The organism is Dyella koreensis (assembly GCF_044904565.1).
GTDB classification, from domain to species: domain Bacteria; phylum Pseudomonadota; class Gammaproteobacteria; order Xanthomonadales; family Rhodanobacteraceae; genus Dyella_D; species Dyella_D koreensis.
This window is the reverse complement of sequence record NZ_JADIKD010000009.1, coordinates 288717-310362: the sequence shown is the minus strand read 5'-3', so window position 1 is coordinate 310362 and position 21646 is coordinate 288717. Positions and strand designations below refer to the sequence as shown.

The 21646-nt window shown below is 64.2% G+C and carries 15 protein-coding genes; 3 read left to right on the top strand and 12 right to left on the bottom strand.

The genetic code is table 11. The annotated features are described in order from the left end of the window. Positions 1-4: 4 nt before the first annotated feature. From ISS97_RS08815 to tviB, 8 genes are all read right to left on the bottom strand, one after another. The gene (locus tag ISS97_RS08815; protein ID WP_379985197.1) at positions 5-202 is read right to left on the bottom strand and encodes a hypothetical protein; all 198 of its coding nucleotides are present in this window, start codon (positions 200-202) and stop codon (positions 5-7) included. 733 nt (positions 203-935) lie between these two features. After that, entirely contained in the window at positions 936-1871 is a 936-nt protein-coding gene (locus ISS97_RS08810) for a hypothetical protein (RefSeq protein ID WP_379985198.1), read from the bottom strand. Between the two features lie 36 nt (positions 1872-1907). After that, the gene (locus ISS97_RS08805) at positions 1908-2627 is read right to left on the bottom strand and encodes a hypothetical protein (protein WP_379985199.1); all 720 of its coding nucleotides are present in this window, start codon (positions 2625-2627) and stop codon (positions 1908-1910) included. A gap of 207 nt (positions 2628-2834) precedes the next feature. Next, complete coding sequence (locus ISS97_RS08800) at positions 2835-4235, bottom strand: TIGR03013 family XrtA/PEP-CTERM system glycosyltransferase (protein WP_379985200.1); 1401 nt, start codon at positions 4233-4235, stop codon at positions 2835-2837. Between the two features lie 660 nt (positions 4236-4895). Next, on the bottom strand, positions 4896-5723 hold the full coding sequence (locus ISS97_RS08795) for a 4'-phosphopantetheinyl transferase family protein (RefSeq protein ID WP_379985201.1): 828 nt from the start codon (positions 5721-5723) through the stop codon (positions 4896-4898). Positions 5724-5733: 10 nt separating this feature from the next. Further along, positions 5734-7410, bottom strand: a complete 1677-nt coding sequence (locus ISS97_RS08790) for a GMC oxidoreductase (protein ID WP_379985202.1) — start codon at positions 7408-7410, stop codon at positions 5734-5736. A gap of 58 nt (positions 7411-7468) precedes the next feature. Further along, a complete protein-coding gene (locus ISS97_RS08785; protein ID WP_379985203.1) occupies positions 7469-8479 on the bottom strand; it encodes an NAD-dependent epimerase in 1011 nt (336 codons plus the stop codon). Between the two features lie 2 nt (positions 8480-8481). After that, positions 8482-9759, bottom strand: coding sequence for a Vi polysaccharide biosynthesis UDP-N-acetylglucosamine C-6 dehydrogenase TviB (gene tviB, locus ISS97_RS08780; RefSeq protein ID WP_379985204.1), 1278 nt, complete (start codon positions 9757-9759; stop codon positions 8482-8484). Positions 9760-10378: 619 nt separating this feature from the next. Between tviB and ISS97_RS08775 the strand changes: the two genes are divergently transcribed. Further along, positions 10379-11356 (top strand): hypothetical protein, encoded by a 978-nt coding sequence (locus tag ISS97_RS08775; protein ID WP_379985205.1) that lies wholly within the window; start codon positions 10379-10381, stop codon positions 11354-11356. A gap of 90 nt (positions 11357-11446) precedes the next feature. Here the strand turns inward: ISS97_RS08775 and ISS97_RS08770 are convergent, their stop codons facing one another. Genes ISS97_RS08770 through wecB form a run of 4 tightly spaced genes read right to left on the bottom strand, consistent with a single transcriptional unit; the run spans position 11447 to position 18609 of the window. Continuing rightward, the gene (locus ISS97_RS08770; protein WP_379985206.1) at positions 11447-12352 is read right to left on the bottom strand and encodes a DUF4434 domain-containing protein; all 906 of its coding nucleotides are present in this window, start codon (positions 12350-12352) and stop codon (positions 11447-11449) included. Beyond that, the gene (locus ISS97_RS08765) at positions 12346-15249 is read right to left on the bottom strand and encodes an NfrA family protein (protein ID WP_379985207.1); all 2904 of its coding nucleotides are present in this window, start codon (positions 15247-15249) and stop codon (positions 12346-12348) included. The genes ISS97_RS08770 and ISS97_RS08765 overlap by 7 nt, the downstream gene beginning before the upstream one ends. After that, positions 15246-17477 carry a glycosyl transferase family protein gene (locus ISS97_RS08760; RefSeq protein WP_379985208.1) on the bottom strand — a complete coding sequence of 744 codons (2232 nt, stop codon included), beginning with the start codon at positions 17475-17477 and terminating at the stop codon, positions 15246-15248. Before ISS97_RS08760 ends, ISS97_RS08765 begins: the two co-directional genes overlap by 4 nt. A 19-nt stretch (positions 17478-17496) precedes the next feature. Further along, positions 17497-18609, bottom strand: coding sequence for a non-hydrolyzing UDP-N-acetylglucosamine 2-epimerase (gene wecB, locus ISS97_RS08755; protein WP_379985209.1), 1113 nt, complete (start codon positions 18607-18609; stop codon positions 17497-17499). A 413-nt stretch (positions 18610-19022) separates the two neighbouring features. Between wecB and ISS97_RS08750 the strand changes: the two genes are divergently transcribed. After that, positions 19023-20804, top strand: coding sequence for a DUF2334 domain-containing protein (locus ISS97_RS08750; protein ID WP_379985211.1), 1782 nt, complete (start codon positions 19023-19025; stop codon positions 20802-20804). Positions 20805-21197: 393 nt separating this feature from the next. Next, entirely contained in the window at positions 21198-21575 is a 378-nt protein-coding gene (locus ISS97_RS08745; protein WP_379985212.1) for a carboxypeptidase-like regulatory domain-containing protein, read from the top strand. Positions 21576-21646 lie beyond the last annotated feature (71 nt).

Genomic DNA, 21646 nt, shown 5'->3' with positions numbered 1-21646 from the left:
AGGTTCAATGCATGCAAAGCGTCTGCATGCGGTCACGGCGGGCGAGCGCGATGCTGTACACAGGGCCCAGGAAATACCTGCCGGGAGCAATCCATCCGCTGAGCGGACGCGATGAGGCCTGCAGGCGGCGCGCGACCTGGACGCGCCACGGAGCGGCGGGTTTACGGAAGAAATAGATGAGTGCGACCGTGCTGGCGTTCATGGCTTCCACCCTCCCCTTTGCGGCGGAATCGACCGGTGTCGGAATCGGTGACGCTGTTGTTACGGTGCGAATCGATGGATGTCGGTGGAGCCGATATGTCAGGGATTCGGCTTGGATTGTGGGGTATCCGGGGTGGGATTCCTTTACGTCATCCCGGCTATGCCCGGACCTATTTCTTTCTGCCTATGGGGTGTGTTTTTCGCCCTTTTCCCTCGGGTAAGGGTGCGCACTTGAGATACGTCTTCCTGCTCGTCACCCCTGCGCAGGCAGGGGTCCAGTGGCGTTGTCGCCTGGTTTTAGCGTCTGCGTGCTCTGGCCGCTTATGCAGCGGGCATTTCGGACGCCTGCCGGCGCCCGAGTTACTTTCTCTTTGCTGGCCCACGCACCCGCAGGAGCGGGTGCGAACAGCGCAGCTGGCCCGAAGGGCGGAGGGCATGGATGCCCGGAGTCAAGAGAAAGTAACCAAAGAGAAATGGCCTGAAGAGCGGGCGGTGTGCTTCGTAGCTGCGCATCTTCCAGTGCCAGACGTCTGGATGGTTTTCTTCTGGGCGGATCGCCGCGCTTCGCCTTTGCTCCCTCCCCTGCTTGCAGGGGAGGGCTGGGGAGGGGTGTGGGTGCTCGGGAAAGCGCTGCTATGGAGCGGCTGTAGGAGCGCACCCTGTGCGCGATTCACGCGCGTGGGCGATGGGAAAGAGCGGTCGCCCACAGGGTGGGCTCCTACCCATTCGCGTTTTCAGGCATCGGCTTCCACTGGCGCCAGCATGCGATGCACGCGTTGGCCCAGGCGTGCGAGGTTGCATTTGGTTTGGTCGATGAGGGCGCTTTTGCCGATGGGGCGGGGGTGGAGGCCAAGCTTGCGCAGTCTTGCGTTAAAGCGGTGGGCGTCGGTCCACATGTCGGATTGACGGGTGCGGAAGGTGAGGGCGAGGGAGATGGAGAGTTGGGGGCCGGTGTGGACGCGGTGGGGGGCGATGAAGGGGTGGTGGACGCCGAGGCCGGGGCTTAGCTGGTAGGTCATGGCTTTGGCTTCGAAGTCGGGACGGTAGCGGGGACGGCTGCCGATGCGGGAGAGGAGCAGGTCTTTCTGCTCGGGACTCATGATGTCGTCGTCGTCCTGGTCCCACAGGTGCACGGTTTTGGCGCCGCGGATCTGCAGCAGGAAGTTCATTTCGCGATCCATGTGGTAGGGCGTCACGGCGTCGCGGGTGGAGATGAAGATGTAGGTGGAGTACCAGCTGATCCATGGGTCCATGGCATCGGTCTGCGCGGCGACTTCGCCGAGCAGGCCTTCGATGATGGGTTGGTATTCGGGATCGCGCTCGGGGTTGTTGATGCAGATGTAGGCCTGGCGTTCCTCGAAATGATCGAGGGTGTCGGCGAGGGTGAGGTCGCGCTTGTAGCGGTCGTAGGAGGTTTCGAGCTCGGCGTCGCCGGGGATATTGCCGAGGCGGAACAGGATCTGTTCCTGCGGCATGCGGCGGCACAGGGTGAATAGCGAATCCAGCGAGAACAGCGGATGGGCGGTGAGCTGGTGCTGCACTGTGAACGGTCTGCGGTTGTAGCTGCTGCGCATCACGTCGGGTTCGAAGTGCAGCAGCGAGGCGCTGCGGTGCTGGCCGCGCGCGAGCAGTTCGGTGTAGTTCTCGGCGGAAAGGAATCGGCCCAGCATGGTTGCTCTCCCTGTAAGGCGGATAGGCGGATCAGGTCATTTGGCCTGGAAAGCGAAGAGCCAGAGGATGGCGCCCTGGATCGGGGAGCCCACCCAGCTGACGTGATAGGTGCCGGCGGCCGTGACTTGCCTGGAGGCGATGGCGACCTGCACGCCGCTGTTGTCGGGTAGCAGCAGGTAGCTGTCGATCACGGTGAAATCGTTGTCGGGGCGCGCGGTCATGTGCTTCACACCGCCATCGCCCCACCACACTGCGACCAGGGTTGCCGGGCCGGTGGTGGTGACGTTGCCGCTGGTGAGCACCAGGCCAGGCTCGGGATAGTTCTGCGCGACATCCTGCAATACACCGGCCTGCTTCACCTCGATGAAGGGTACGGAGATCTCGCCGCCCGCATTGCCGGGTTTGTCGATGCGCACCGTGTGTTGCGCGCCGCCCTTGGCATTCAGTGCGACGTAGGCGCTGACATTGAAGCTGCCGCCGTAGCCGTTGTAGTAGACGCTGCGCCCCAGTTGCTTCCAGCGGTTGGCGTAGCTGTCGACCGGGCGTGCGTCATTGCTGGCGTAGCCGCCGTTGAACACGATCAGCGAGCTGCCGCTGGGCTGGGTGTCGAGCGGCTCGGTCACGGCCGGGCTCTTGCCCATGCCTTCGGAATGGGTAAGCAAGGTGTGCGCGCCGAGCGCCGGCGCATCCGTCGCCTGCGCGGCGGCGGAGCCGACGAGCAGCAGGGCGACGATGGCGCGACGGCGAATCAGCATGCAGGGTTCTCCTTTTGCTTCTTCTCCCTCTCCTGCGTGCAGCAGGGGGAGGGGCAAGGCGGGAAGAGCGAGAGGCGAGTAGCGAGGGCGCCGGAATTCATGCTCGGCCGGTTAACCGACAAGAGCCTCGCCACGCGCCATGGGCTGACTGTGCACGCACAGGCTTGTGCCCTCGTTACTCGCATCTCGCTCCTCTTCACTCGTTTCTCATCTCGCTCCACGTCCAAACAGAACAACCTCCACCGTCTGGATAAGGATCAGCAGATCGAACAGAAGATTGTGGTTCTTCACGTAGAACAGGTCGTACTTGAGTTTCTCGGCCGCCTCTTCCACCGAGGCGCCGTAGGGGTAGCTGATCTGCGCCCAGCCGGCGAGGCCGGGCTTGAGGCAGTGACGCACGCTGTAGTAGCGGATCTTGTCGGTGAGATCGGCCACCAGCTGCGGACGTTCCGGGCGCGGACCGACGATGCTCATGTCGCCCTTGAATACATTCCACAGCTGCGGCAGTTCGTCGATGCGCAGCTTGCGGCTGATGCGGCCGACGCGGGTCACCCGATCGTCGTTCTTGCAGGCCCAGCGCACGATGCCATCGCATTCGGCGTCGGTACGCATACTGCGGAACTTAAGCAAAGAGAACGTCTTGCCACGCTCGCCGACGCGTTCCTGCCGATACAGGATGGGTTGGCCGGGACCGGACTCGATGCGTATCGCCAGCGCTTCGATGAGCATCAGCGGCCAGCACAGCAGCAACAGCATCAGCACCATGGTGAGATCGAAGCAGCGCTTGCTGAAGCGGCGCAGCAACGTGGCGTTGAAGCCGCCGGAAAACACCAGCCACGACGGGTCCAGTAACGTCAGCTGTACGCGGCCGGATTCACGCTCGAAGAAGGTGGTGAGGTCGGTGATGGTCACGCCGATCTGACGGCATTCGAGCAGCTCGTCCATCGGCAGATGGCCGCGACGGTCGTCCACGCTCACGACGACTTCATCGACTTCCTCGCGCAACACCAGCTGGCACAGCGATTCGTCGTGCGAGAGCACGCGTTCGCCCTCGACAGCGATGGGTTCGCCCCGGTGCGGCAGATAGCCCACCACGTAGAAGCCGCGACGATCCGAGCGGCGGCGCATCACGTTGTGGAAATGCGCGGCGCGCGTGCCGGCGCCGAGAATGAGGACCCGGCGCTTCAGCGCATCGAGCTCGACCAGACGCATGAAGATCAGGCGGAACGCCGCCACCGCGATGAAAGCGAGCACCAGCGCGATGCTAAGCACACCGCGCCCGACATAGGCCTGCGGTACGACGTAGTAGGCCACGACCAGGCCAGTGCCACCCAGTACGAAGGCCACGGCCTGCCGCGCCAGGAGGTCGAAGCGGGTCATGCGCATGTGCGCCTGGTATTGGCCCAGTGCGACCATGGCGAGCACGATGATCACCGCAAACACCAGCGAGCGCTCGGGCATATGCACCGAGAACTCGGCCAATTGGTCCGCCGAACGGTAGTAGCGCAGATACATCGCTAGATTCAGTGAACCGGCCAACAGGACCAGCTCACAGGCTCCCAGCAGCAGGAGCCAGCGCGAAGCTTGGCGTCGCAGGAAATGGAGCATCCGACTTCCCCTTGTACTAAACCCGGATGCGGTGCGGGATCCGTCCGGCGGATGCTCAGGCTATGTCGGGGCATGGGGGGTGTCGATGTAACTTAGGTAAGAGTTGGGTAGGCCGTAGGTGGGTTGCCATGTGGGTGTTGCGGGGGTGATACATGTGCTCTCGCTTTTGCTCTCTCCCTCTCTCTTCGGGAGAGGGGCGGGGTGGGGGTTGGCTCTCGCGATATCTCTTCCTACTCGTCACCCCTGCGTAGGCAGGGGTACAGTGGCGTTGTCGCTTGGTTGTCGCGTTATCGCGACCTGGCTCGCCTGCCGCGGGCTTCCGAACCGCTGCCGCGGTCCGGGTCACTTTCTCTTTGCTGGCCCAACCCCCCGAGGGGGCCTAGAGAGAAAGTAACCAAAGAGAAATGGCCTCAGAGCAGGCGGCGTGCTTCGTAGCCTCGCCCTTTCCAGTGCCGGGCGTCGGGAAAGTTTTCTTCAGTGTCAGAGCGCAGCGCCTCACCTTGCTCCCTCCCCTGCTCGCAGGGGAGGGCTGGGGAGGGGTGATGGGTGCTCGGGACAGCGTTGCTATGGGACGCCCGTAGGAGCGCACCCTGTGCGCGATTCACGCGCGCAAGACGATGAGAAGAGTGGTCGCCCACAGGCGGTGATGTTTTGCCGTTCTCAAATCTCCTCCAGCACATGCACTGCAAAACGCTGCACAGAGATCGGCAACGCCACGGCGCCTACCAATTCTGTCGGCAGTATCAGATCGGACACGCGGCAGGGTGGTTGGGCGGCGGCGCTGAGTGGTGGGTTGATGGGGGTGTTGGTGGTGATGGGGAAGGTGGAGGGGGCCAGGGTGAGGCCGATGCCGAAGGCTTTGAGGGCGGCTTCTTTGCGGGTCCACAATTGCAGTAGCGCGTGTTCGCGGTCGCTGCGGGGCAGGTCGTGGAGTTGGTTGGCTTCCGCGGGGGTGCAGACGCTGGCGAGGAGGTCGTCGAGGGCGACGGGTGAAGGAGTGCGTTCGATGTCGACGCCAACGCTGCGCGCGCCAGCGATGGCAACGGCGACCCAGCGGCCGCTATGGCTGAGGCTGGTGGCGAAGCGGGTGCCGGGCAGCAAGGGCTGACCGATGGGCGTGCTGGTGAGGGGGACATCGGCGGGATCGACGTCGAGGCAAATGCTGAGCAGCAGGCGCCACATCGCATGCGCGAGGATGTAGGCGGCCTGGTCGTGGCCATGGCGGAAGCGCGCGGCGCGCATGCGCTCGCGACTGTCGAGCAGGGCGTGCGCGGCGGCGCTGTGGGGGCGCCAGCGGATACTGTCGAAGATCAGTATGCAGGCTTCGCCTTCGGCGGGCGTGGTGAAGGTGGTGCCGGCGATGGCGCGGTCGGTGGCATGTTCGAAATGCCAGTGCGCCAGGTCGTCATCGCTCTGTGTGGGTATGACGAGCCCATCGACGAGTGAAATCGCATCGTGAAAGGGCGAGGGGGGTTTGTACTCATCCATGGCAGGCGGCCTACAACATGCCCGTGCTTGCGCAGGTCATCAGCGCACCGCGCAGATGTTCGGCCAGGCGCAGGCTCAGGGCGACGATGGTGAAGGTGGGGAAAGCCCAGCCGCCGGTCGGAAACACCGAGCTGCCAGCGATGTGCAGGTTGTCGATGCCGTGCACGCGGCAATGGCGATCCACCACACCGGTGCGCGGATCGTCGGACATGCGTGTGGTGCCGATATGGTGCGCGGTGCCGCGCACCAGTGGCATGGTGTCTTCGGTAACCCACGGCTCGGGCTCGAAGCGCCCGTTGCAGGCTTGCGCGAGTTCATTGCCGAATAGCGTGGCGGCGGTGCGGTAGGTGCGCAGGTCGAGCGGGGTGAGCCGCCAGTCGACGCAGACTTTGCGCTGGCCCAGCGCATCCCGCTCGTGACTGAGGGTGATGCGGCTGTGGGGATTGGGCGCCTGTTCGAAGTAGCCGACCAGGTCGACGTGGGTCGCGCGTACCGTGGGCTTGTCGGTGACTTTGTGAAGAAAGGCCTTGACGATGTCGCCGGCGCCAAGGCCGAGGCGCAACGCAAGCACGCCGATGCTTTCCTCCGGCATGGCCGCGGCGCCGTCGAGGCGCGTGGAGCCGTTCTTCATCGCGGCACACAGGCGCGCCTCCAGCAGCGCGCCCTCGTCACGCACGGGCGGGCGCAGTGCGGCGCGCAGGTCGCGCAGTGCACGGATGCCTTTCGGTGTCGGTCCTTCGACGGCGAAGGGATGCACGCGTCCGTTCAACAGCCGGTGCGTTTTCTGCGCTTCATGCGCCAGGCCGATCTCGGGGAAGGTGGGCCTGGGGCCTTTGCCGAGCTCGCGATCGTAGGGGCGGGTGAGGCGGTGCGGCTGGTCGGTATGCACCGTGCCCAGCTTGCCGCTGGGATGATCCATGAAGAAGCGCCCGACCAGGTCGTGCTGGTTGCCCAGCCCTTGCGGCACGGTGCTGTCGGAAAGCAGCAGCAGCCGCGCGTTCTCGATACCGCCGCAGGCGAGCACGTAGTGGCGTGCTCGCACCACGCCGCGGTGCCCGTCGAGCGTGGCGATGTGCGCTTCGCGTACGCAGGAGCCGCCCGGCGATGCGTGCAGTTCGAGCAAATTGGTGTGCAGCAGTATCTTGATGTTGGGCGCGTGTTCCAGCTGCTCGCGGTAAGCCTCGCCGAACAGGATCGGGCTGCGCGCAAAGATCTGATTGACCAGTTTGTCGTCGTCGAACGGCAGCGGCGGACGCGCCAGCGGCGTGAGAAAGGAACCGTCCTCGAAGTCGTGGCTGTCGATCTGGCAGAACGAGCGCGCGCGTGTGTAGTAGGGCTTGAGTTCGCTGTACGACAGCGGCCAGCCGCTGTGCGGCACCCATTCGCGTTCGCTCAGGTCCTGTCGGCTGAGCGGAATGCAGCCGCCGCCCCACAGGTTGCAGCTGCCGCCAAACACGCGCATGCGCGAGGTGCCGGGATCGAACGGCGGCGAGCCGACCGATGCGCCTTCGTAGAGTGCCTGGTTACGCTGCTCGCCGGACAGGCCACCACTTTCGATCATGCACACGTTGACCGGCGTGCCGATGAAGCTGTGCGCGATGGCAATGCCGGCGGCTCCCGCGCCTATGATGCAAAGATCAGTCTCGATGTCACCCGGATGGCTTGCGCTCTGATAGTCGATGATCACGCCATCCCATCCTTTGCTGACTTGAGTGGTTTCGCGTCGCCCGCCCTGACCGCGCAGGTCACGTGCCGTAGTAGTCCAGATACCAGCGTACGAAGTTATCTATGCCGGTTTCTATGGAGACTTGCGGCCTATACCCAACGGTCTGTATCAGGCTCGTTACATCCGCTTCGGTATCCGGTACGTCGCCCGCCTGCAGCGGCAGCATTTCCATGGTGGCCTTGCGGCCGAGGCATTGCTCCAGCACGTCGATGTACTGCATCAGCTCCACCGGCCGTTCGTTGCCGATGTTGAAGAGCCGGTACGGCGCCACGCCGCTGCATGCGGGATCCGGCGCCAGGCTGTCCCAGCGCGGATCCTTGGCCGGGACTGCATCGAGCGTGCGTAGCACGCCCTCTACGATGTCGTCGATGTAGGTGAAGCTGCGCTTGTGCCGTCCGTGGTTGAAGACCTTGATCGGCTCGCCTTTCAGGATCGCCTCGGTGAACAGGAACAGCGCCATGTCCGGCCGGCCCCATGGACCATAGACGGTAAAGAAGCGCAGCCCCGTGCATGGAATGCCGTACAGATGCGCATAGCTGTGCGCCATCTGCTCGTTGGCTTTCTTGGTCGCGGCGTAGAGCGTGAGCGGATGTTCGGCGGAGCGATGTTCCGAAAACGGCATATCGGTGTTGGCGCCGTAGACCGAGCTGGTGGAGGCGAACACCAGATGCTCCACCAGATGCTGGCGGCAGCCTTCCAGTATGTGCAGGAAGCCGGTGACATTGCTGCTTACGTAGACATGCGGGTTCTGCGCCGCATAGCGCACGCCGGCCTGCGCGGCGAGGTGCGCCACGCGCTGTGGCCGGTATGTGGCGAAGGCGTGTTCCATCGCCGCGCGATCGGCCAGGTCGATCTGCAAGTGCGTGTAATGCGGATGCTCGATGAAGCGCGCCAGCCGTGCGCGTTTCAGTGCGACGTCGTAGTAGTCGTTGAGGTTGTCCAGGCCGATCACGCGCTCGCCGCGCGCCAGCAGACGCTGCGCGACATGGGAACCGATGAAACCGGCGGTGCCGGTGACCAGGACGCTCATGGCTATAGTCTCCCGTCCACCTCGCTGCGCGGCAGCACGTACTTCACGTCGTAGATCACTGCGCCCGGCTTGCCGTAGGCACGGATGCCGGCCGCGCCAAGCGCGACAAATTCGCGATGGCCGACGGCGACGATCACGGCGTCATAACTGCCGGCCTGCGGCTGCTCGACCGGCGTGATGGCGTACTCGTGTTCCGCCTCGGCGTGATTGACCCAGGGATCGTGTACGTCGATGTCGGCGTTGTAGCCGCGCAGTGCCTGCACGATGTCGACCACGCGCGTATTGCGCAGGTCCGGGCAGTTTTCCTTGAAGGTGAGGCCGAGCAACAGCACGCGGGCACGCACCGGGTTGATGCCCTTGCGCACCATCAGCCGGATCACTTCGCCCGCGATGTACGGACCCATGCCGTCATTGGTGCGGCGCCCGGCGAGGATCACGTCCGGGTGATGGCCGACTTCCTGCGCCTTGTGCGTGAGGTAGTACGGATCGACGCTGATGCAGTGGCCGCCGACCAGGCCGGGGCGGAACGGCAGGAAGTTCCACTTGGTGCCCGCCGCCTGGAGTACTTCCAGCGTATCGATGCCGAGCTTGTTGAACAGGATGGACAGATCGTTGACCAGGGCGATATTGAGATCGCGCTGAGTGTTCTCGATCACCTTGGCGGCTTCCGCCACCTTGATGCAGCTGGCCTTGTGCGTGCCGGCGGTGATGATCGAACCGTACAGGCGATCGACGAAGTCAGCGGTTTCCGGCGTAGAACCCGACGTGACCTTGAGAATGCTGGTGACGCGGTGTTCCTTATCGCCCGGGTTGATGCGCTCCGGGCTGTAACCCGCGAAGAAATCGCGGTTGAACACCAGGCCGGAGCCTTGTTCGAGGATGGGCACGCACACTTCTTCGGTGCAGCCGGGATAGACCGTGGATTCGTACACCACGATGTCGCCGCGCTTGAGTACCTTGCTCAGCGATTCGCTGGCGCGGATCAGCGGGCGCAAGTCCGGCCGCTTGGCGGCGTCGATCGGCGTGGGCACGGTGACGATGTAGACATTGCGGTCGCGCAGATCGTCCAGCGCGGCGCTGAAACGCAGTTGTCTGGCGCCGGCGAGTTCGGCGGCATCGACTTCAAGTGTGCTGTCGCGCCCGGCGCGCAGCTCGTCGATGCGCGCCTGGTTGATGTCGAAACCGACGGTGTCGTAGTGCTTGCCGAATTCCACGGCCAAGGGCAGACCGACGTAGCCCAGGCCGACGATGGCGAGCTTGGTGTCTTCCAGATTCCGCATGCAAACCCCTGTATGTGCGGGTCGAGTTTCGGCGAAGGCTAGCAGGTCGCGTGCGCGTTCCCTGCTAGGCCTTAGGGCGTTGGCCGGATGGCCGATGTGTGCGGCGGAGGAAGGCTGGTAAGTCTCACCGAAGCGTGGAACTGAGGGCGGTTTGTAAGTTTCGCGTCAGCAAAACGACGCCGGGAACACGCATTCGTCACGAAAAATTGGCATAACTAACCAAATTTTGATCCCCTGTTGGATCGATTCGCTAGACTCGATGCGGCCAGCGATACCCGGTGCGTGACTCCCGGGCGTGCGGTCCGGTTTTGTCCAGGAAGGGACGGAATCGAACGAGTTTACGGTGGTTTCGTAACTTGCTTCGGTCATCCACGCGGTATTCGCCGTTCTTCGCTGGTTACCCCAAACGGTTGCTCCACCCGCCCCCCTTCGTCCTCGCACGAAGGGTTAGGGGAACCGTTGTATGGACGATCTTCATCAGTGCTCGGACGAGCACGACTAAGCCCGGTACCGCCGACTTTCTACGCGGTGCCGTCGTCATGTCGTGGCAAACCTTCATGCGTCACCGCCACTACTCCTAATCGGGGAATGGATCGCCCAAGTACGTGAAAACCAATCAATGAATAAACTCACTACCGCAGCAAAGACGTTTATTGCACCTGTCGCACTATCGCTCGCTCTCTACGCCGCATCGGCACCATTGTCGACCAACGCGAACGCACAAGCGGCCACCACCATCAAGGCACCGATCTACGGTGTCACGCTCGACGATCTCTCCAACATCAACGCGATCATCACGTCGCTGACCAAGCTGCCTTACAAGCCCACCGTTCGCGTGGTGTTCGATCCGGGCACCAGCGCCGCCGAGTACTACCCCGCCCTGGTCAAGCTGCATACCGTTGCTTACGTGATGGGCGAGATCATGGACTCGTACTATTTCCCGACCGACATCAATACCTACACGGCACGCACCAAGGAACTGGTCAACGGTCTGAATGGCACCGTCGACGTGTGGGAGATCGCCAACGAGATCAATGGCGAATGGCTGCGTCCGAACCCGAGCGGCAGCAACACCACGGTGAATGCACAGGAGACCGCCATCGGACAGATGGTGGCCGCGGCCAACTCGATCGTGAAAGGCGTCGGTGGCAAGACCGCGATCACGCTGTACTACAACGATGACAGCAAGGGCACCAATTGCTGGGAGAAGCCGCAGGATTACTGGAAGACCTGGCCGATGAACTTCCTGCCGGCCAGCGTGCGCCAGAGTACCGACTACGCGCTTTTCAGCTACTACCCGTACCAGGACTGCCCGGGACTGTCGCCTTCGTGGGGAGCGGACTTTGCCGCGCTCGAGACCATCTTCCCGAACGCCAGGGTCGGTTTCGGCGAGATCGGCACATCGAGCCTCAGCGCGCCCACATCGGTGCAGACGAACCTGATCAAGACGTACTACCCGATGGTGAATACCTTCAACGATCCGCGGTTCATCGGCGGCTTCTTCTGGTGGAACTATGCCGAGCAGATGGTGCCGTATACCAAGACCTACTGGTCGACGCTCAACCAGACCATCGCGCCGCTGAAGGTGCCGCAGTAACGCTGTAGCAAGCATCGGACCGATCGCTCTGCGCGACCGGTTCGGTAGGGAAGCAAAACGCCTCCTGATGGAGGCGTTTTGTTTTTGTGCCTACGGATGCCCAAACACATCCGCCACGCCAGGGAGATAGCGCAGTTCGAAGAATGCGCTGTCCCCTTCGCACGGCGCGCGCTGCGCCAGCGCCGTACCGGCTTCGGCGGCGGGCAGGGCGGCGGCGGTGAATGCCTTGTCCTCGCCGGTCTGGCGGAAGATTTCATAGACCACACCGTGGGCATGCGAGCCCGCGCATTGGTTTGCCGCGTCGAGATACAGCGCGCGTTCGCCGCCACCCAGGCGGCCGGTGCCCGCACCGTCCTGCACCCAGGCGCGTACGCCGGCGTGCTCGATATCGGCCACCAGTTCCGCGTAGCGCGAGGGCGTCATGTTGCCGGCGAAGAACGAGGTGACGTAAACCGGCCGAGGCAGGATGCCATCCAGCTGCCGGCGTTCGGTGGCGAGGTAGTCCTGCAGTTGCTTGCGTGCGGCCGGATCGCGCCAGCGGCGGTCGTCGACCTCGATCGGCAGGTACCAGCCGGCGACGGTGTCGCTTCCCAGCTCGCCGGCCCAGCGTTTCGCGATGGCGGCGTTGTGCCGCGACAAGGTGAGCAGGTAATCGTCCAATGCCGACGGCGCCGCTTCCTGGCGCTGGAAGAACGCGGGATCGCTGCCCAGTCCCAGCACGATGCGCAAGCCCGCGGCACGCGCATCGCGTACGCGCTGCAGCAACCATGCATGCCCGGCCGGGTCGGCGAAGGCGTCGCCGTATTCCGTCCATTGCACCACCAGCGTGTCGAAACCCTGTGCGCGTACTTGCGCGAACAGGGCAGGCCATTGCGCCTGCGGCACCGCGCGGTCGCGCAGTTGCGGCTGATAGAAAATCGCGGTCGTCGCACCGGCCAGCAGCGGTGCCAGCAGAAGCGCCAAACCCGACAGCCAGCGCAGGACCTTCTTCACCATTGCGTCCTCGCGATCAGGAACACGGCATTGTTTTCGTGCAGGTAACTGGTGAACGCATGCTGTCCTTCCACTGCGATGCTGAAGCGGTGCGGATAGGCGTCGTAGCGGGTTTCGCCGTACCACAGGTTCCATTGCAGGCCGAAACCGATGCGCGCATCCCGCGCGTAACCCGCGCCGTGCGAGCGATCGATGCCGGTGTATTGCAGATGGACGTACGGCTCGACGGTCTGTCCGCCGAAGATCTTGCGGTGCCAGCCGAGCTGGTAGTCGGCGGTGAAGACGGTCTGCTTCGCGCGCAGGTAGCGTGCGATGTCGACGTAGAAGTTCTGGCTGAACCAGCCCGTGCCGGTGGCATGCCAGTCGTCGCTGAGCTTTGGTCCGAACGACCACGAACCCGCGGCGCGCAGCATGGTGTCATTGCGGGTATTGCGGTTGTTGCTCATCGGCGTCTGCTGCTCCACCGACAACACGATGTTCTGCGAGAGCAGCGGCTTCCAGTGCATGCCCACGCCGAGCATTGGCGCATGCACGGGCCATACCGCGCCGCTGGCGCCGCTGCCGGCGAAGATGCGTGCGTAGGCGGCGAGCGTATTGATGTCGCCGCCGGTGAGGTGCGGATCGAGGCGGTATTGCGCCTCCAGTTGCATGTAGCTGCGATAGGAAACGCCGGGCGCGGCCGTGTTGGCGGCCGACGACACGGTGTCACCCAGTGTCATGTCGGCATTGAAGCGCCACTTGCGGCCGAGATCCTCATGCAGGCGCCGCAGGGTGTAGCGCTGTTCGTCTTCGTCTTCCTGCGCCTTGCCGCCGGTGGCGGTGCTGTTGTCGGACGGACCGAGCTGATCGATCGCCTGGGCGGCGTAGGTCCGCGCCTCGGCGTTGTCGCCGAGCTGCTGATGCACGTAGAGCAGTTGCCGGGTCAGTGCCGGATCGTCGGGATTGGCCTGGTGCGCGCGTTCGAACTGGACCGCCGCTTTGTCGGGTGCGCCCGCCTGCAAATAAGCGTAGCCCAGCGAGGCGGCCAGCTTGCTGTCCTCTGGCGCGAGCACGCTGGCGCGCTGAAGCGACGCCAGCGACTGCTGCGTCTCGCCGGCGTGGCTCTGCAGTGTCGCGAGGCGTGCGTAGTAGCGCGGATCGGGATGCGTGGCGACGGCATTTTCCAGATCGGCTCGCGCGAGCGCCGGATCGTGCGCCTCGTCGGCTTGCGCGCGCAGCCACCAGTAGGTGTGGTCCTGTCGTCCGCCCTGTGCGACGTACGTGTCCAGCCACGCGCGGGCGACGGAGGGTTGGTCGACCGTGAGCGCGGTGGTGGCGGCGGCGATCAGGTCGGTGGTCTTCATGTGCGCCACGGGTACCGAGCGCCAGGCCTGCATGGCCGTCGCGTAGTCCTGCGCGCTGTAGGCCTGATATGCCAGTGCGCGTGTCACGTCGCTGTCGGGTTTGCGTTTGTTGGCTTCGGCATAGGCGTACTCGGCGAGGCCGGGATGGTCGTTGCCATAGCAGTCGCCGAGTTGCCGCCACAAATCGGCGGGATAGTCCGGCGAGAGATCGGCCATGACCTGCCGTATGCCATCGCAATCGCGCAGCGCGCTCAGGATCGGGATCTGCGCCATGCGCAGCGGCGCGCTTTCCAGCGGGCGCCGCAGGCGAGTGCGGTCATCCGCCGAAAACAGCGCTGGCTGCTCGCCGGCCAGCACGGCCAGGCGCGAGAACAGCGCGGCCGAGCCGGAGTTGCCGGCGAAGGGATAGGCCGCCAGCAGCAGTTGCTTCGCCTCGCCGCGCGCGCCGGCTTCCATCAGGCGATAGCTGAGCGGATCGAGCAGGCGATGTCCCTCCGGCTGGGCGATCAGTGCCTCGGCCTGCTGCCGGGCTTCGGTATAGCGGCCTTGCTGCAGGTCCAGGCTGAAACGGTCTTCGCGGAAGCTTTCTTTCGGCAGGCGCGACAGCATGTGCCCGGCCGTCGCGCTGTCGCCTCGCGCCATCGCCAGCGGTAGCGCCAATCGTGCTTGCAGTGCCGCGTTGGCGGGGTAGTGCGGGGCATATCGGGTCAACAGCTCGGGGTGGTCGCGCGCCGTTGCTGCCAGCAGGTTCAACCATTGCGCCTCGTCTCTTTCGTTAGCGAACGGCGGCTGGCGCGATACCATGTAAGACGCCAGCGCCTTGCGATCGCCGCTGTTGCTCAGGGTCTGGGCGATCGCCAGATCCTGCGCGGGCGCATCCAGGCCGCCGCGCGCCTGCAACTGACGCGCCGCGTCCACTCTGCCGAGTTTGAGCAACAGGTTGAACCATTGCGTGCGTTCGTCCGCACTGAGTTTGCCGGCGGCATCCAGTGCGGCCAGTTGTGCCTCGGCACGCGCGTCGTCGCCGAGATAGATCGCGCGTTGAACCAGCGCGTGACGCAGCGCGAGGCCTTCCGGGCTGCGCGCGAAATCCGGTGCGTCGAGTTCGGCCTGGGCCTTGGCCAGCTCGCTCGATTGCAAATCGGCGAAGCCGCGCTGGGCGCGGCATACGGGCCGGTTGTCGCGGCTGCAATCGACCGCCGCCGCGATCGGTTTGAGCGCGAGCAGGCGCGGATCGCCGGGCGTGTAGCGCCGCTGATCGTCCAGCACCTTCTGCGCCTGGGCCGCGTGGCCGAAATGACGGTAAGCCTCGGCCAGGTCCAGTGCCGTATCGATGCTTTGCGGCGCCAATGCGCGCGCGCGTTCGAACTCCGCTATCGCCGTGCGCTCGTCGCCGGCGCGCAAGGCGGCGTAGCCCGCCTGCCGATGCGGGTACACCATGAATTGCTGGTAGCGCGTGGCACCGCCGGCCTGTTCCTGGGCCACCGCGCACAGCGGCCAGGCGGGAGCCATCGCAAACAGTGCCAGTGCGAATCGGGTTGGCCATGGTCGTTTCATGCGGCACGCTCCGCGGGTGTGGTTCGCGGTGCCGGCCAGGCCCCCTCGCGCTCGAGGAGCGCGGCGATGCTCGGCTGCAGCGCGGCCTGTAAGGTCAGCATGCGATCCAGGGTTTCGCGGCTGATCACGCCTTGGGCGACGAGGAATTCACCCAGCGGTTGTCCGCTGCGCGCGTGGCTCAGCAGCAAGGCCTTGAAGGCGACTTCGTCCAGGTGACCTTGCGCGACCAGAATCTCGCCCAGCATGACCTGCTGCGATACGTAGTCGCGCCACAGCGCGGGCACGCGCTCGCCGTCGATGCGGCCGCAGTGCGCGGCGATGTCGAGCAAATGGCGCGGGTCGTGCTCGCGCACATGCGCATACCAGTGGCGCAAGCCCACCGTGACCTGCCCCTTGTGCGCGATCACATAACGTACGGGACGCTCGAGCCTGCGCGCGATGGCGGCCAGCGACACCGGATCGACATAAGCCTCACTGGCCAGCACCAGCGTGCCGCCATCGACGCGCAGCGGCATTACCGCGTAGTGCAGGGCGACGTCCGCCGGCACCGCCTCGATCAACTCGTGCGGAAGCTTGGCGGAGTCCACCGATTCGCACGCCACGCCGATCTGCTCGGCGATCGGGCGCGCCAGTTGTTCGGCGGTGATCAAGCCGCGATGGATCATCGAGCTGCCGAGTTGCAGGCCGTCGATACGGTGCTGCTCCGCCTCGTGCAATTGCGTCGCCGACACGGAGCCGTTCGCCACCAGCATTTCGTCCAGTGAGCGTTTGGCGTGATTCTCGCCGCCCAGGCTGGGAAAGTCGTGCGTGGTCTTGTCCCAGGCCACGCGATGCGGATCGCCGTACTGGATGATCTGGCGGATCGCGCGCCAGTTGGCCAGGAAGTTGACCAGGTTGCCCCAGAGCAGTCGCGGTATCGACAACAGCCCCTGCTTCAGGCCGTAGTAGCCGGATACGAAGATGATCCGCTGCAGCATGCGGTTGCCCATCAGGGCGACGTTCGCGGCCAGGATGCTGTCGAACCACGGTTGCCCTTCGAAGATCGACACGAAGCGCGGGGCCGCGGGCCATGCCAGTTGCAGCAGCCAGATCATGATCAGATGGAGCAGTACGAGCATGGCGGCGAAGCTGACGAAGTTGTTGATCGCCCCCTTGCGGTCGCGCCACAGGAAGTAGTTGAGCACCAGCCCATGCTTCCAGCCGTGCGTGCGGTAGCCCTGGTAGACGATGCCGATAATCCAGCGCGACTTCTGGCGCACCGCCGTCGTCAGGCGGTCAGGGAAATACTCGCGCACGCAGATCACGTTGGACTCGCGCCAGCTTTGTCCCACATGGCTTTCATGGATGGGGTGGCGGCGATAGCGCAGCACCGGGAAGCGCACGAAGATCTCGGCCATGCCGCGCGTCTTCAGGCGCAGGCCGATGTCGTAGTCCTCGGTAAGGCTTTGCACGTCGAATGCGATGCCGTTGCCATCCTCGATCAGCGCGAGCACGGCGCGCCGGCTGAAACAGGTGCCCACGCCGGCGCTGGGCACTTGCCCCGCCAGCGCCTCGCGTACCGGCACGTCCTTGCCGTGCAGTTCGGCGAACTCGTCCAGGTAGTGCAGGCTGGTGAAGTTGTTCCACTGCCGCTCGAACGGGTACACCGGGATCTGGATCAGATCCTTGCGGCCCACCAGAAAGTTGAACAGCCGAAGTTCGAGCTCGCAGACCACATCTTCGGCGTCATGCAGGATGAAGCCCTCGAACGTGATGTGCGCGCGCCGCTCGAATTGGAGGATGGCGTCCAGCACGTTGTTGAGGCAGTCAGCCTTGCTGGTCGGTCCGGGGCGTGCGCACACCACTTTATGGACGTTGGGAAAACGCACGCACACTTCGTCGACGTCGTGCTGGGTGTCGGCATCGTTCGGATAGGTGCCCACGAAGATGTGATAGTTCTCATAGTCCAGCGTGGTGGCGGCCAGCTCGGCCATATGTCCGATTACGCCGGTTTCGTGCCAGGCGGGCACCATGATCGCCAGCGGTTTTTCGGCTGGACGGTAGAGCTCGTGGTAGTACGTGTGCTCGTGCTTGCGGTAGACCACCAGCGATTTCCATAGCCGGCGCGACCAGTACACGATGTCGATGAACAGATCGTCCAGTCCGCTGAGCAGCATCAACAGGGCGATGACAGTAACGACGACGCCGAGACCGTAGAGATACGTCGAGAATGCGTCCAGCCACCACATGGTTCTGGCCTCTGTCGCGCTAACTCGCCTCGCGCTGGCGCTCTTCGTGCGCCAACTCCTTCTGCAGCAGGTCGACAATCCGGATGCAGGCCCGGCCGTCACCGAAGGGATTGCCCGCGCGCGCCATCGAGGCGTAGGCGTCCGAGTCCGTCCATAACTCTTCGATCTGCTTGACGATGGATGCACGTCGCGTGCCAGCGAGACGGGCGCAGCCGGCTTCGATCGCTTCCGGTCGCTCGGTTTCCGTACGCAGTACCAGCAGGGGCACGCCGAACGTAGGGGCTTCCTCCTGCAGACCGCCGGAGTCCGTGAGTACCAGCCAGGCGTCGAGCAGCGCGCGTTGCATCTCCAGGTAGTCGAACGGCGGGCACAGCCGCACGTTGGGCAACTGGCCGAGGATGGCGTGCACCGGCTGCTTCACCACAGGGTTCAGATGCACCGGGAACAGCACCTGCAGTTCCGGGTGGCGGGTGGCGGTGTCGGCGATGGCGTAGCAGATCTCGCGCAGGTCGCTGCCCCAGTTCTCGCGGCGATGCGCGGTTACCAGCAGGTGGCCGCGTCCTTCCGCGGCGCGATGCATATGGTGCTGCCGCACCACCCAGTGTTGTGCGTCGATGACCGTGTTGCCGGTGACGAAGACGCGGTCCTGGGGGATGCCTTCCGAGCGCAGAGCCACGGCCGCGCGCCGGGTCGGCGCGAAGTGGTAGCTGGCGATGCGGCTGACCATCTGGCGCAGTCCTTCCTCCGGGAATGGACGCTCCAGGTCATAAGTGCGCAGGCCCGCTTCGACGTGGGCGACCGGCACATGGCGATAGAAACCGCTCAGGGCGCCGAGAAAGGTGCTTTCGGTATCGCCTTGCACCACGACGAGCGACCAGGGATGGCTCGACATGACGCCGTCGAGCAGGGTGCGGCAGCGGGTGCTGAATTCGCCCAGGCCGTCGCCGCCCCGCTCAAGCACGATATCGGGAACGATGTCGAAGCACGCCAGCATCTGGCGCGCCATTTCGTCATGCTGTCCGGTGTGCAGCCATCGCGGGCATGCCCATCCGCTGGCGCGCAGGCTGTGATACACGGGCGCCAGCTTGATGATTTCCGGACGCGTGCCGCAGATGATCAGGATGTCCTGCATAGCCCCTCCCTCCGCAGGATGGCGACGCGACCCTGCTACCCGGGCATCCTGGCCTTGCCTCTATGTGCTCCTTCGGGAGCAGCGAACCGCGGATGCCCCGGTCGGGGCGCCCGCGATCAGGCCGGCTTCAGCAGCTGAGAGACTCAGCGCAATGTTCATTTTTGAGAACTAGGCGTTAAGTTTGGGGGAATTATTGACGCTATACCCCTCTAACGACACTTGACTGAAAGTACTATATCTAGTAGCCACTGACCATTCAGGTTCTTTGGACGTATGCTCGCCTCGGAAGGCGAGGCTTTCCCTTTCACGGCAACAGGGGCCTGAGCATTCGGGACGTAATCGCACTCCGGCAGCGCGCGAGCTGCCCGGCAGCCATGCGCGTCGATTCCATCACTGTGTGTGAGGAATTCCCCATGGTCAGGTCAACGCACCTCGAACCTTTCGCCTTCAGGTCGATTCTTGTCAGTGCTCTGCTGGTATTCGCCGCGGCATCCGGTTTCATGTCGGCCGCCCATGCCACGCAGCTTTCCTCTACGGCCAGGTCCGGCATGCTGCCGTCGCCGCCACCACCCTCGGGTGCGGCACTGCCGACCCGGATCGCGCTGGCCGCGCCGTCGACGACAACCACCACAACGACAAGTCGCAACTTGCTGGCGTCCGCGCTGCTCTCGGCCCCAAACGCGTTCGCCGGCGCGCCAGGCGCTAACGCCAACCAGAACACCCTGGTGCTGTACGACAGCACAGGGCAGTGGGGCTGGCTCGGCGAGGCCTATGCCGTGATGGCCGGCAACCTCGTTACGCATGGCAGCAAGTACACCATGCATGCCGCGGTGAACTATGTCGCGGGCGAACTCAACGGCTATACCGGGCTGGTCTACGTCGGGTCGACCTATGGCGAGCCCTTGCCGACGCCGATGCTCGACGACGTACTGGCGACGACCAAGCCGGTGCTCTGGATGAACGACAACATCTGGCAGCTCTCCGCGCGCGCGACGGACTTCGCCGGGCAGTATGGCTTCACGCCGATGTTCTTCGACTTCAGCAATGCGCTGACCGTGACTTACAAAGGCGTGGCATTGCAACGCAACGCGCTGACGGTTCCATCCGGCTTGTTGCAGACGGTGATCAACGACCCGACCAAGGCCCAGGTACTGGCGGCGGCCACCAATGACGTGGGCGGCACCATCAACTGGGCGACACGCGGCGGCAACCTGACTTATATCGGTGAGATTCCCTTCGCCTATACCGGGCCGAACGATCGCTATCTGGCCGCCGCCGATCTGATCGGCAAGGTATCCAACCCGGCCATGCTGTCGCGCAAGCGGGCTCTGGTGCGCATCGAAGACGTCGGGCCGGACGCGGATCCTGCCGAACTGCGCGCGATCGCCGATTACCTGTTCAGCAAGAACGTGCCTTTCAGTGTGGCGGTGATCCCGTTCTACGTGGATCCGAATGGCGTCTACAACAATGGCGTGCCGGTATCGCGGCACCTCTACCAGGCACGGGGAGTGGTCAACGCGCTGCACTATATGCAGTCCAGGGGTGGCACGCTGCTGATGCACGGGTACACGCATCAGTACTCGAATATCCCCAATCCTTATAGCGCGGTCAGCGGCGACGATTTCGAGTTCTTCCGCGCGCATATCGATGCCTCCAACTTCGTGATCTTCGATACGCCAGTCGCGGAAGACTCTGCGATGTGGGCACAAGGCCGCATCACCAAAGGTCAGCTGGAGTTCGCGGCTGCGGGTTTCCTGGCGCCGACGATCTTCGTGCCGCCGCACTATGCGGCGTCGGCGATCGACTATCAGGTCTTCAAGGCCTCCTTCGCCTCGCGCTATGACCGCGGCCTGTACGCGAGCGGCTGGTGCCCGAACGGCGCCTGCGGCACCGGCACGCCGGACTACACCCGGATTTACGGTCAGTTCTTCCCCTACCTGGTGCGCGACATCTATGGCTCCACGGTCGTGCCGGAAGAGCTCGGCAACGTCGAGCTGGTGGCGTTCAACAATAATCCACCGCGATTCCCCGCCGACATCCTGTACAGCGCCAACTGCAATACGGTGATTCAGGACGGCGTGCAGAGTTTCTTCTTCCACCCTTACCTGGACATCAGCTATCTGAAGCAGATCGTCCAGGGATTGCAGGCGATGGGCTACACCTTCGTTCCTGCGAACACCGTCAAGCAAGGCTGACCTTGACGGTAAACGGCTGGCAGGCCGCCGCGGGAGGCGACGGTCTGCCCAGGGCGGCGCCACGGCAGCGCCGACCCGGCATGCCGCCGTCCTGTGTCTATCGGCACGGGCCAACTTTCGACACTTGAGCGCCTTTCTTTCTTGCTGCTAGGTTCCACGACCATCCGCGGGCCGATCGATGACGGCCTCGGAGTGGGGGATCGGTGCGGGTGGCCGATCGAGGGGGACAAGGTAGTCAGTTCCGGGGCCATGACCTCGGCGCACAGGGAAGGTGGGGACTTTATGCACGGCCGTAAACACCACAGTCGCTGGATATCGCCGGTCACATGGACGGCTAAACCGTCGATGGAGCCGGCGGGTTTGTATTTTCTTTGATGAAATCGGGGGGATTCCATGAAGGGTTTTGAACGCTTCAAGATGGGCGGCCGTGCGCGCCACGCTGGCATTTCTGCGGCAGTGGCTGCGGTTCTCTGTGGCGCGGCTGCATTGACGGCGGCGCATGCGCAGGGCACCACGGCATCCATTTTTGGCCAGGCACCCGCGGGAGCCACGGTCACGGTGAGCAGCGTGACGGGGCTCCATCGTCATGTCACGGTGGATGCCAAGGGCCGTTACAAGCTCGCGCTGCCGGTCAGTGTTTATACGGTGATGCTGGAGAAGGACGGCAAGGCCGTCGACACGCGCGCGAATATCCCGCTGACGGTAGGCAGGGGCATGGAAGTCGATTTCGCTTGCCCGAATGATCAGTGCGCGGCATCTGAAGGCGGTTGAGCTCGTCGGGTCCGTTTCGCTCGCGATACAGCATGCCCGGCACGGAAACGTGCCGGGCATGTGAGTTTCGA